Raw genomic sequence first — 12435 nt, 5'->3', positions numbered from 1 at the left:
TCCCTTTCAGGATGATTTTGCACATAGACTGAATTTCCAGCGAGGCGGCTTTGACGACATCAGGAATGACGGTTCGTGTGCCGTCCTGGCGGTATTTGCCAGTGGCATTTGCCTTGCTGCTCCCGATTGTGTTGTGCGTGGCCTGGTCTTGGGTGCATGCCAAGAACGAACGGCGCAACGAAGCCGAAGCGGCCGCGCAAATCGTTCGTGTTCAAGTTGAGACCATTCTTTCGCAAGCGTGGTCTGTGCTGGACCGGGTGGCCGAGCTGACGCCGAAGCCTTGCGCGGAAGTGCTGCCTTTGCTGCAACGCTGGAGCGCGCTGAACCCGTATTTCCGCGCCCTGATTCTCGCCAACAGTGATCACATCTATTGTTCGTCGGTGCTCGGGACCGTGGATTTCTCCGTGGGTGATTTCCGCAATTGGCCCATCGACGCCACGCCCGACCGCTGGTTGTTCTCAGTGGCGGGAACGCCCCTGGCGCCTGAGCGCCCCGCGATTCTGCTGGGCAAGCCGGGTGCCCCGGGCTATAGCGGCGCCGTGGCGCTGGACGGCCGGTACATCCTGGACCTGCTCAATGCCGTTGCCTCGCTGGGCGACTACGGGCTGGAGCTGATCGTAGGCAAGGGGGCGCCCATCCGCAGTGAGTCCTGGAAGGCGTCAAGCAAGGGCGCCGAACTCATCTACGACGAAGTCACGCGGAACAACGGGCGTGTGGCGTTGACCATCAATGTCCGCGCCCCGGCCGAAGGCTTGGTGCATGCGTGGCAGCAGCTGTTGCTGAGCTATCTGCCCGTTGCGCTGCTGATCGGCGCCGGGCTGGCGTTTGCCGCTTACCGTTTGCAGGTCAATCGCCTGTCATTCAAAGAGCAGCTGCGCAGCGCCATGCGCGCCAACGAGTTCCAGGTCTACTACCAGCCGGTGTATGGGCAACTGACCGGGCAGTGCGAAGGGGCCGAAGCGCTGATGCGCTGGAATCGGCCCGGCGTGGGTTTCGTGCGGCCCGACATCTTCATCGCGTCGGCCGAGGCCGAGGGCATGATCATTCCGCTGACCCAGCATCTGTTGCGGCTGATCGAACGCGATATGCAAACGTGGGCTACGCCACCCGACTTTCACATTGGCGTGAACATCGCACCCGAGCATCTGTCTGGCACGACGCTCGTGTCCGACGTCCAGGCCTTTCGCGCGAATATCGCTGCGCGCCAACCGCTGGTCGTGCTGGAAATCACCGAACGCAGCCTGATTGCGGACAACGGCCAGGCGCGCCGCAATATCGATGCGCTGCGCGCCGACGGCGTGCGCGTGGCGATCGACGATTTCGGCACGGGCCATTGCTCGCTATCGTATTTGCAGAAGTTTCCGGTGGATTATCTGAAGATCGACAAGGGCTTCGTGCAGGCCATCTTGCCGTCGGGCGAAGAAGCGCCGGTGCTGGACGTGATCATCACGTTGTCGCATCGGTTGAATCTGGCGGTGGTGGCGGAAGGCGTCGAAACGCAAGTGCAGTTTGACTACCTGACGGCGCGCGGCGTGGCGTTCATTCAGGGGTATCTGTTTGCGCGGCCCATGCCGTCCGCGGATTTCGTGCGGTGGTATGTCGGGCATTCGCCGCCAGGGGCTGTCGCCGCCGCGGCGCAGCGCCCGGTCACGGACGCCCCTAACGCGGCGTGACGAGCCGCCCCGACGCGGCTCAAGACGGCGTCACGGGCGGCGTCGCCGACTTGGCGAAGAACAGATCCGTGATGGCCTGGCTGTCCATCGGTTCGCCATTGATGGCGCGCGTCAGCAGTTCAGCGCCCAGCAACTGCACCGAGAACACCATGTCCGGATGCACGCGCCGGATCTTCTCCAGATGCTTGCTGGTGTTGACCAGCGCCACCGTCTTCGCGCCGCCTTCGCCTGTGGCCTCTTTGGCCGCCAGCACGATGAACGCATTTTCGGCATCGTCATCGCGCAGCGCCAGCACATAGCGCGCGCGCGTCACTCCCGCATTGCGCAGGATTTCCACGCTGGAGGGGTCGCCTTCGATCAGGTCGGTGGCGGCGGGGTATTCGTGGGGCGTGCCGACAGGCACGATGACGGTCACTTCCTCGCTGCGTTGGCGCAGCCCGTTGTAGACGCTGAGCGCCAGCGGCGTGGCGCCTGCGATGATGATGTGGTTTTTTCTCATGGCGGTAGAGAGCCTGCCTTTGACCAGCCGTTTCAGATTGCCGCCGATCACCGGCCCGGCGATGGCGCTGATGGAGGTAGCGAACACCGTAATGCCAAGGATGATAATCGACGCGGTGAACAGCCTGGCGGTGGTGCTGTGCGGCGTGATGTCGCCATAGCCCACGGTGGACATCGATACGATGGAAAAGTAGAGCGCAGTGCCTGCGTCCAGCACGGGCGGATTGAATTCGTTGCCCAGGTAGAGCGTGCCGAAGATGGCGTAGATCAGCAGCGACAACACACTGACCAGCGCGAACAGCGAGCCTGCGGTAACGCTTGCGCGGTCAAAGCGGCGCCAATACGCGATCAGCGCAATCACCAGCACCAGCGTGTAGATGCCCAGCCCCGCGCGCCCGGCGTCACCCATAATCGCGAACGTGCCGATGCCGATCAGCAGCACCAGCGAGAACGCCCATGCGATGCGCGCCTTCAGGATCAGGCCGATGGCAATGACTTGCAGGCCGACGCCGAGCACCAGGCGCGGAATTTCCAGCAGGCCCACCACGCGCATCACTTCATGCCAGTTATCCAGCGCCAGCCAAAATGAGTATTCGCGCGCGCGCACTTCGCGCAGCACCGGGTGCATGAACGCATAGCCATCCAGCGCAACAAGAATCGCCAGGCACCAGTTCGGCGGAAACAGCGATAGCGCTTTGCGCAGGCGCTGTTTGAGGGTGTGGGTTGTGGTCGGCATCGGTGTGGGAGCGTGTCCTTTTGTCCGTATTTTAGGACGTTGCGCGACGGGCTCTGCTATGCCAAATAGGTATAGAAGGCTATCAACAAAGAATTACTGGAATCGCGCGGCAAGTCCTAAACTTCCTTCATCACGCGGCTATCCAAACGGAAAACCGCTGATACGGGCGGTAAGCCAACCAGTCTTCATTGGATGGTGTGACGCCCGGGCGTTGATCACGTTGCAGCTTGTATGGGGACTAGAGACCCTGCACAAGTTCACGGTTGGACCGTGCGTGAGCAGTATGAGGCACGAATGTTGGAATCGCGTGATCCAGGTAGAAGGCATCAGTGCCGGCTGATGACTCCGGGTTCACGTGTTGTTTTAGCGCGGCGTCTTACCTCTCGGGGGCAGCGCCGCGTTTTTTTCGCCTATACGATGCGCATGTCCGCATCGTGGCGCGGCCGCTTCAGTCCGCCGCGCCGGCATCCGCGGTTTCGCGGCGCCAATCTTCCAGCGCGTCCAGCCGGCTGTCTTCCCCCATCTCCCGATAGTCCAGATCCAGCGTGATGTCTGCGGCGAACATATAGCCCCAGCCATGCACCGCGCGGATCGGCAACGTCATCTGATTGGCGGCGGCCTTGCGGCGCAAGCGGCTGATCATCACATCCACGAAGCGGCGGCGCGTGATGCCGCTGTCGGCGTCGTCTGCGCCATCGGCATAGAAGGCGTCGCGGCTGACCTTGCGGTCTGGCGCCGTCACCAAGCGGGAAATGAAATCGCGTTCGCCTGTCGTCAGGCCCAGCGTGCGGCCCGTGGGGCTGATCAGCGTCCAGCCCTTGTTGGCCAACCGCCAGGTTTCCTGAGCGGGCTCTTCGGCGTGCGCGTCGGCGGCCGCGTCCATCCCATCCATGCCCACCGCGCGGCGCACCAGCGCTTGAAGCACCGCGGCCAACTCCAGGCCCGTGACGTCTGGCGGCAGGCAGGCATCCGCCCCGCACAGCAGCGTGCGGATTCGGCTTTCGGCGTCGGCGAATGCAGCGATTGCGACGATGCCCAGCCCGCGGTCCACGGCACGCAGGCGTACGGCGGCATTGTGTATGTCTGAAAGGGGAGCCTCCAGCACGACCAGCGGGCTGGGGCGGCGGGAGTAACGGTCGTACACGTCTACCAGATCCAGGCAGCGGCGGACGCAGAAGCCCAGGTGAGACAGGGCGTCCACGAGCCTGGCATGCCTGGCGTCGTCGGCTCCGAGGAAAATGACATCCAGCGTGTTATTCATTGATGCTTCCAATGAGGTGGCGCGGCATAGGGCGGCGCCTGAGAGGGAAGCGCGCGGCGTCAGCAGTCCCGGCATGCCCCTCTTTATCGCGCCGCGCCATGACGAGACCGTCTGGCGGTGTTGTTGGTATGGAGGCGAGAGGTCCGGACGATTGCCGTTCCGATGCATGGGCCGTTGGCCGCTGGTGACCCGATCCTGCCTGGAAGTCACGCCCGTGTTTCATTTAAACACGGGCGTGTTTTTTTGTGAAGATACGTTTCTGTAGTTTCTGATGGTAACTTCGCATCCAGCCAGCGCGCTGGGAAAGCGCATGAAACAGTGTTTGTTTTTGCCTTTGCGACGGAAAATTATTATGTATTACCGATACATTATTTTCTATTTTCTATCTCGAAATACCCATAAACTCCGTGCGGCTTTGCGCCGATGATGCGCAGGCATATGCATGCCCGCAGTGCCGGGGCTTTTGCAGGTGTGCTGAGGTAAGTCAATGTCAGGCTTGGATTTTTTCGGGATGCTGCCGATGGCGATGCACGTGCTCGCGGCGCGCAAGCCAGCGGACAAGCAGGCAAATATTGCGATGGATGGATTAGCCCGGAAATTGGGGTGTAATCCGTTTATTTGCCGCCAGTATTGAGATGTTTTAATCAAATAAATAAATTCATATTAATGTCTCAGGTTGATCGATTGGACACGTTTAGCCATCGTCTGCGCAACGCAAGAATGCTTCAGGGATGGACTCAAAAGGACTTGGCAGTCGCAAGCAATCTGTCGCAAAGCGCCATCGGCAACTACGAAAGCGGGCAACGCCTGCAACCCTCAAGCGATGCTCTCATCAAGCTGACCCGCGCGCTGCGCGTCAGCCCGATGTGGTTGAGCACCGGTGAGGGGCCGATGCTGAATTCCGGTTATGCCGAGCCGCCGCCCGCTCACGCCGGGGAATGTGCGCCCCAGCCCGCCTGGCCTTTCGAGTCCGTGTCGTACGCGACCTACGCGCGCTTGAGCTCGCAGGAAAAGCGGCAGATCGAGCTGGTGTTGGCGGCCTACATCAAGGCGCGCGGCGAATAGTCTCAGGGCGCGCGGCGAATAGTCCCGATAGGTTGGGCCGCGCTTGGCGGACGCCGCTGTGCGTCCGGCACCGGGGCCAGCACGTCGGCGGCCTGTTTTCCGCGATTGCGCAAACGGCTGCGCAAGCGTTCCACCGGGTCCGCAATCAAGCCATTCAGCAATGCCGAGAATCCGATACAGCCCGCAATCACCAGCGCCGAGAACAACATGGGCTGGTGCATTTCAACGTCGTTGAGCAGCCAGCTGAAGAACATGATCACCAGCGAATGGCAGATATAAATCGGATAGCTCAATTCACCGATCGCCTTGTCCAGCCGATGGCGCGACTGAAACAGGAACGCCAGCGGCAGCAGCGCCGCGAACAGCAGGACGGCGATGCCGTCGCGCACCGTCGGGTTCAGGCCAATCGAGAAATGAATCATGCAGTAAGCAACAAGCACGGCGGTGCCCACTTCCGGCAGCCGGTTGAAGCGGCGCATCCACGCTTTGCAGCGGGGCAGCAGCACCTGGTGGGACAGCGAGCCAATCAGGAACAGCGCCAGTTCTGTTGGGAAAAAGCGGTAGGTCCAGGGGTCGGAGAGGCCGATACCGGTCACGATCAGCACGGCGCGTAACGCCAGTGATGCGGCCAGCAACGCTAGCAGGCGGCGCGGCGAGCCCAGCACAAAGGGCGCGACCAGATAGAAGCTCATCTCAACGCCCAGCGTCCACGCCTGCGGCACCAGCAGCCCTTGATACAGCGGCACCTCGCTATGCGCGAAGCTGCCGGTAAAGGACAGGGCCGAATGCTCGATGCCGAAGAACATCAGCCAGTCCTGGCCGAAGATGAACAAGTTCGACAGCACCAGGAACAAGTCGGCGGAAAAGGGCAGGGCGTCGTAGAAGCGGAAGAACGCGCCGCCGGAGACGACATGGGCGACGAGCGTCATGGCGGCTACCGCCAGATAGATGGGGAACAGACGCAGGAAGCGATTGGCGTAGAACTTGCCGGTGGCGCCCTGATACGTGTCTGTTGCCGTCAGCACATAGGAAATCAAAAATCCGGAAATCACATAAAACAGTTGTACCGCCAGCCGGCCGCCGACCAGGTGGTCGGCATAGCCGCCGCCCAGGTGGTCCAGCACCACTGATAGCGCAAGTAAGGTTCTCAAAAAGCCCATCGCCGTGTCTCCCGGTAGTCTTATCGTTTTGGCCTCTTGGGCCGGACACCTGCGCCTGCAATGTTGCTGTGATCAGCTTCTATCCCTGTGCTGCCAGGGCCGGCCGGATGCGTGGTCTGCACTGATTCTGCGCGCGGGTGCCGGGGGCCGCTATGCGGCATTCGATTCAGCACCCTGCATCATCTGCGTTAGCGCCGGAATGGGAATTGCTGCTTTTGGATACGGCTGTAGGGGGGAGAACGCGGGACGTTCTGGCCCGGCCCCGGTTACAGTCGGGGGTGTGAAATTCAAAGGAGTCTCAACCATGCTTACCCATATGTCTTCGCGTTGCCGGCTGCTTTGCCTGAGCCTTCTGACCGTCGCGCTGGCGGGCTGCGCGGGGTCCACCGGGGGCGCGCGCCCGGAAGGCGCCGCGGCGGCCAATGCCGCAAGCAGCAAGGATTCCCTGGCGCAGACCAGCTGGGAGCTGGTGCGCTGGACGCAAAAAGGCGGTGCGCTGCGCGATATTCCGCATGGCGACAACGGTGAACCGGTGCGCCTGACCTTTCTGGCGCAAGGCAAGGAGTACCGCGCCAACGGCTTTTCGGGCTGCAACCGTTACATGGGCACGTACAAGCTGCAAAGCGGCAAGTTGTTCATCGATGCTCCAGCCACGACCCGCATGGCCTGCCCCTCGCCGGAACGCGCCAAGCTGGAAGCCGACTACCTGCGCGGCCTGACCACCATCGACACGTTCACGTTGGATAGTGGCGGCGCCCCGCGGCATCTGACCTTCAATCTGCGCGGTGGCGATGTGCTGGAGTTTGAGCGCCGTCAGGACCCTCCGACCCCTTAAAGCCGGTCGAACGCCGTAAGCCCTATAAGCCCTATAAGCCCAAATGCGCTAAGGCCTGTGAGCCCCATAAGGCCCAGGCCCATCAGCCCTAAGCCCTGTCAGCCCCGCCCCGTATGCCTCGTAAACACTCCCTATACGCCCCTGGAGATTCCAGGACGTCTCATTCTGCCTTGCTGCGCTGGCTGGCGCCTTGTGTGTTGTCGGTTGGCCTGGCCGCCTGCGCCTCGTCACCCCCGCGTGCGGCGGATGGGCAGGACCCCCGCTTCCAGCCGGCCTCGGCGTCCGACATCTTGGCGCAGACCAGCTGGGATCTGGCCCGCTGGACCCTGCCGGGCGGCGGCCTGCGCACCATCCCGCATCCGTCCACAGATTCCCGTCCACTGACGGCCAGCTTTGTCCATGACCAGGGCGCGCCCCGCATGTCCGGCTTTGCCGGCTGCAACCAGTACAACGCGCCGTACACGGTCGCCAATGGCCAGCTGATCGTGCGGGCGAACCCGGTTGCCACGATGATGGCCTGCGCCCCACAGAACATGCAGCTGGAGCAGGACTTCCTGGCCGGCCTGACCCGCATCACCGCCACGTCGGTGGACAACACCAACAACCCGCAGCGCATGACGTGGGTGCTGAGCTCGGGCGACACGCTGGACTTCGGCCGCCGCGCCGACCCCGTGGCAGGCGGCAGCGCCGGCCCGACGAAGCTGGTCTACGTGAACGCCGAGCGCGTGCCGTGCAACGCTGGCGCCGGCCGCGCCATGTGCTACCAGGTGCGCGACAGCGCCTCGCAACCATGGCAGCTCTGGTACGGCGACATCACCGGCTTCAATTTCCAGCCGGGCATCCGCTACCGGCTGCGCGTGGTCGAAGCCGCCGACCCGTCCCCGCCCGCCGGCGCCTCGACCGTGCGCTGGGTGCTGGACGCCGTGATCGAGCAGGAAATCGTCTCGCGTTGAGCAGGATCAAGGCGGGCGCTGGGCGGGGCGGCCCGCCCAGCGATTACTATTACGGGCTTCGCCGTCCGCATTTTCTTGCTTTGCCATGACTTCCGTCGTCAATATCGCCGCCTACAAATTCGTTTCGCTGGACTCCCTGCCCGAGCTGCGCGCCCACCTGCTGGCGCTTGCCGGCGACGGCGCGCTCAAGGGCACCATCCTGCTGGCCGAAGAAGGCATCAACCTGTTCCTGGCCGGCTCGGCCGCGAGCATCGACACCTTCTTGCAGGCGCTGCGCGCCGATCCGCGTTTCGCCGATCTGGAAGTCAAATTCAGCCAAAGCGAAGGCGTGCCGTTTCGCAAATTGCTCGTCAAGATCAAGCGCGAAATCATCCGCATGGACCACCCCACCATCCGCCCCGAAGCGGGCCGCGCGCCGGGCGTGGACGCCCGAACGGTCGCGCGCTGGCTGGAGCAGGGCGTGGACGACGCCGGACGCCCCGTCGTCATGCTGGACACCCGCAACGCGTTCGAAGTGGACGAAGGCACCTTCAAGAACGCCATCGATTGGCGTATTGACCGCTTCACGCAATTCCCCGCCGCCGTGCAGGCGCACCGCGCCGAACTCGAAGGCAAGACCATCGTCAGCTTCTGCACCGGCGGCATCCGCTGCGAGAAAGCCGCCATCTACATGAACGAAGCCGGCATCCCGAACGTGTACCAACTGGATGGCGGCATCCTCAAGTACTTCGAGGAAACGGGCGGCCCGGGCTACGAAGGCAAGTGCTTCGTCTTCGACGAACGCCACTCGCTGGACCCGGGGTTGGCGCCTAGCAAGTAATGCTTGCTGCGGTCGATACGGACGTGAGTTCGTCTGATTTGCCGTGCCGTCTCGCCCTTTAATGCAAGCTGGCGCAGTACCTTTCCCATCTGGTGATGACCAATCAGGAGGGAACCATGACCACGCCCCGAATTTCATGCCGCACCGCTGCGGTGAAAGCACGTCGCAGTAGGTGTGTGCGACGGATGGTGCTCGCCGCCGCGGCGCATCCCACGACTACACGGCGCAGATCAATCGTGGATCTGCTCGCTATGCCAAGCGCTGCCGGCATTGAAATCGAGCTTCCGTTTCGCCGCAGGCCTGCCAACGTTGCGGGTCGTGTGTGACCTTCATCTTGGATACGAACGTGGTGTCAGAACTGCGCAAGGTGCCCCTGGGTAAAGCCTATGCACCGGTCGCGCGGTGGGCTGACAGCGTGGATATTTCCGATCTCTATGTGTCGGTGATTACTGTCCACGAACTTGAAGTTGGCGTGCTCCGCCTGGAGCGCCGCGACCCGCTTCAAGGGGCCGTGCTTAGAAAATGGTTTGATCGCCATGTCCTGCCGGCCTTTGATGGCCGGGTGCTGCCGGTCGATGGTGCGGTTGCACTGCGCGGCGCGCAGCTTCACGTTCCAACAGTCCAGCCCTTGTCCGACGGTCTCATCGCCGCGACCGCCTTGGTTCACGGCATGACCGTTGTCACACGAGACGCCGCCGATTTTCTGCCTTGTGGCGTCAACGTCCTCAACCCATGGCAAGGCGATAGCCTTGCGTCCGTCAGCCCATAAAAAAAGGCCAGCTCGCTGATCCTGCGCGAGCTGGCCTTTTTGGCCGTGAATGGCGTACGCGATTAGCGCACGCGCATGCCGGGCTTGGCGCCGGGGAACGGTTCCAGCACGTAGATGCCGGCGTCGATGGCTTCATCCGCGTGGCTGGCGGCCAGCACCATGCCTTCGGACACGCCGAACTTCATCTTGCGCGGGGCCAGGTTGGCGACCATGACGGTCAGCTTGCCGATCAGGTCTTCCGGCTGGTAGGCCGACTTGATGCCCGAGAACACGTTGCGATGGCGGCCTTCGCCCACATCCAGCGTCAAGCGCAGCAGCTTGGTCGAGCCTTCGACGTGTTCGCAGTTGACGATCTGCGCAATGCGCAGGTCGACGCGGGCGAAGTCGTCGATAGAGATCGTCCCGGCCACCGGTTCGCCGCCAGGCACCACCACGGGGGCGGCGGGCGGTTCGAACAGGTCTTCCAGCATTTGCGGTTCGACGCGTTGCATCAGGTGCTTGAACGGCGCCACGCGCTGCGGCAGCACGGCGGCGTCGGCCCAGGTGAACGGGGCTTGCGCGCCGAAGAGTTCCAGCGCGACGCGCTCGGCCAGCGACGGCAGCACGGGGGCCAGCATCACGGACAGCGCCTTGAAGCCCGCCAGCGAACGCGAGCAGATGTCTTGCAGCGCGGCCTTTTGCGCGTCGTCTGCCGTGGCGATGCCCTTGGCCAGCACCCACGGTTGGGCCGTGTCGAACGCCTGGTTGATGCGGTCGGCGTAGGCCATGATTTCGCGGATGGCGCGGTTGTATTCGCGGGCCTCGAAGGCGGCGCGGATGGATTCGGCCTGCTCGGCATATTCCGCCGACAGCGCGGCGGTGTCGCCCGAATAGCCCAGCACGCCGTCGAAGTGCTTCGTGATGAAGCTGGCGGCGCGGCTGGCGATGTTGACGTACTTGCCGACCAGGTCGCTGTTGACGCGGGCGATGAAGTCTTCGGGGTTGAAGTCCATGTCTTCAACCCGGGCGTTCAGCTTGGCGGCGATGTAATAGCGCATCCATTCGGCGTTCATGCCGATTTCCAGGTAGCGCAGCGGTGAAATGCCGGTGCCGCGGCTCTTGGACATCTTTTCACCGCTGACGGTGATGAAACCGTGCACGTTTACGGCGTCCGGCGTCTTGCGGCCGGCGAACTTCAGCATGGCGGGCCAGAACAGCGCGTGGAAGTACACGATGTCCTTGCCGATGAAGTGCACCTGTTCGGTGGTGCCGTTGGGGTCAAGCAGGGCGTCGAAATCCAGGCCCTTGACCTCGCAGTACGACTTCAGCGACGCCAGGTAGCCCACCGGCGCGTCCAGCCACACGTAGAAGTACTTGCCCGGCGCATCGGGAATTTCGATGCCGAAGTAGGGCGCGTCGCGCGAGATGTCCCAGTCGCCGAGTTTGGCTTCGCCGTCTTCGGCGCCCAGCCATTCGCGGGTCTTGGCCAGCATTTCGGGCTGCAAGTGCTTGCCGCCGTTGGCGTTGGAACCCGTCGTCCATTGCTGCAGGAATTCCACGCAGCGCGGGTCGGACAGCTTGAAGAAAAAGTGGTCGGACGACTTCAGCACCGGGGTGGCGCCGGTCAGCGCCGAGTACGGGTTGATGAGCTCGGTGGGCGCGTAGACCGCGCCGCAGACTTCGCAGGAATCGCCGTATTGATCTTTCGCGTGGCACTTCGGGCATTCGCCCTTGATGTAGCGGTCGGCCAGGAACATGCCCTTGACCGGATCGTAGAACTGCTCGATGGAGCGGGTTTCGATCAGGTTCTGGGCCTTCAGCGCGCGGTAGATGTCGTGCGACAGCGCCACGTTCTCGGCGGAATCCGTGGAATGCCAGTGATCAAAACGGATATGGAAGCCGTTCAGGTACTGCGGCCGTTCGGCCGCGTAGCGGGCGACCAGCGCCTGCGGCGTGATGCCTTCCTTTTCGGCCTTCAACATGATCGGCGCGCCGTGCGCGTCGTCCGCGCCCACAAAGTGCACCGTGTGGCCCGCCATTCGCATCGAACGAACCCAGATATCAGCCTGGATGTACTCCATGATGTGGCCGATGTGGAAAGATCCGTTGGCGTAGGGCAGCGCTGTGGTGACAAAAAGGGTGCGAGACATGGTTGTCGACAGAGGTTGAGGGGAAAAGGGATTAGCCGGCCATTTTAGGACAACGGCGAAGACGTGCCCGGGCGGGTGTCCGGGAAGGCTTTGCGCTAACGACACAACCCGCCGATCGCAGGGCTGCGAATCAGGCGGGTTGAAGGGGACACGGCCAAGGCGAAGACGGCGGGCGGCTGGGGCAATGAGCCCTGGCGGCTTACCAGGCAATGGCCGGCTTGCGCCGCAGGCGGCGCAAGCGCTACGGAAATGCCGCGCTTAGCGGATTTCGCGGGCTTCGACGTCGATCACATCGCCACGCGGTTGCGTGGCGAAGGGGGCGGTGGCGGTCTGGAACGGACCCGGGCGGGCGCCTTGGCGCTGGCTCCAATAGGCGCGAACGCCGAAAGGTTTGCCGCGCACCTTGGCGACCACGTACAGGATCGCCACGGCGAGAGCCGTGGACAGCATAAAGACCAGCGCCATCGCCATACCGATCAAGGCCAGGGCGGCGAATAGGACGGCACGGAAGAAGCGGATAAGTGTGTTGGTCATGA

Annotated in this window: 11 protein-coding genes; 6 read left to right on the top strand and 5 right to left on the bottom strand. The window is 63.0% G+C overall.

The window, feature by feature from the left end:
* Positions 1-113: 113 nt before the first annotated feature.
* Positions 114-1673, top strand: a complete 1560-nt coding sequence (locus HV765_RS22005) for an EAL domain-containing protein (protein WP_338077807.1) — start codon at positions 114-116, stop codon at positions 1671-1673.
* Between the two features lie 19 nt (positions 1674-1692).
* Here the strand turns inward: HV765_RS22005 and kch are convergent, their stop codons facing one another.
* Together kch and HV765_RS21995 are read right to left on the bottom strand one after the other, a co-directional pair.
* On the bottom strand, positions 1693-2907 hold the full coding sequence (gene kch / locus HV765_RS22000) for a voltage-gated potassium channel protein (protein ID WP_054423212.1): 1215 nt from the start codon (positions 2905-2907) through the stop codon (positions 1693-1695).
* 448 nt (positions 2908-3355) lie between these two features.
* On the bottom strand, positions 3356-4168 hold the full coding sequence (locus HV765_RS21995; protein ID WP_175170944.1) for a response regulator transcription factor: 813 nt from the start codon (positions 4166-4168) through the stop codon (positions 3356-3358).
* A 666-nt stretch (positions 4169-4834) separates the two neighbouring features.
* On the opposite strand from HV765_RS21995, the gene HV765_RS21985 reads away from it, so the two are divergent.
* Positions 4835-5233, top strand: a complete 399-nt coding sequence (locus HV765_RS21985) for a helix-turn-helix domain-containing protein (protein ID WP_175170942.1) — start codon at positions 4835-4837, stop codon at positions 5231-5233.
* 2 nt (positions 5234-5235) lie between these two features.
* Here the strand turns inward: HV765_RS21985 and HV765_RS21980 are convergent, their stop codons facing one another.
* Positions 5236-6393, bottom strand: a complete 1158-nt coding sequence (locus HV765_RS21980) for an acyltransferase family protein (RefSeq protein WP_054423210.1) — start codon at positions 6391-6393, stop codon at positions 5236-5238.
* Between the two features lie 304 nt (positions 6394-6697).
* Here HV765_RS21980 and HV765_RS21975 point away from each other — a divergent pair, with 304 nt between their 5' ends.
* The 4 genes from HV765_RS21975 (at position 6698) to HV765_RS21960 (ending at position 9770) form a co-directional block, all read left to right on the top strand.
* On the top strand, positions 6698-7228 hold the full coding sequence (locus tag HV765_RS21975) for an META domain-containing protein (RefSeq protein WP_156336546.1): 531 nt from the start codon (positions 6698-6700) through the stop codon (positions 7226-7228).
* A gap of 113 nt (positions 7229-7341) precedes the next feature.
* Positions 7342-8181 (top strand): META and DUF4377 domain-containing protein, encoded by an 840-nt coding sequence (locus tag HV765_RS21970; protein ID WP_175170941.1) that lies wholly within the window; start codon positions 7342-7344, stop codon positions 8179-8181.
* An 85-nt stretch (positions 8182-8266) separates the two neighbouring features.
* A complete protein-coding gene (locus tag HV765_RS21965; protein ID WP_175170940.1) occupies positions 8267-9001 on the top strand; it encodes a sulfurtransferase in 735 nt (244 codons plus the stop codon).
* Positions 9002-9323: 322 nt separating this feature from the next.
* Positions 9324-9770 carry a type II toxin-antitoxin system VapC family toxin gene (locus HV765_RS21960; RefSeq protein ID WP_082387061.1) on the top strand — a complete coding sequence of 149 codons (447 nt, stop codon included), beginning with the start codon at positions 9324-9326 and terminating at the stop codon, positions 9768-9770.
* A 62-nt stretch (positions 9771-9832) separates the two neighbouring features.
* Here HV765_RS21960 and metG read toward each other — a convergent pair whose 3' ends face one another.
* Together metG and HV765_RS21950 are read right to left on the bottom strand one after the other, a co-directional pair.
* Positions 9833-11899 (bottom strand): methionine--tRNA ligase, encoded by a 2067-nt coding sequence (gene metG / locus HV765_RS21955; RefSeq protein ID WP_175170939.1) that lies wholly within the window; start codon positions 11897-11899, stop codon positions 9833-9835.
* Positions 11900-12157: 258 nt separating this feature from the next.
* The gene (locus tag HV765_RS21950; protein WP_054423363.1) at positions 12158-12433 is read right to left on the bottom strand and encodes a hypothetical protein; all 276 of its coding nucleotides are present in this window, start codon (positions 12431-12433) and stop codon (positions 12158-12160) included.
* Positions 12434-12435: the final 2 nt, after the last annotated feature.

Source organism: Achromobacter kerstersii, assembly GCF_902859595.1.
In the GTDB taxonomy this organism is placed as follows: Bacteria; Pseudomonadota; Gammaproteobacteria; order Burkholderiales; family Burkholderiaceae_B; genus Achromobacter; species Achromobacter kerstersii.
This window is presented reverse-complemented; position numbering and strand designations above follow the sequence as displayed.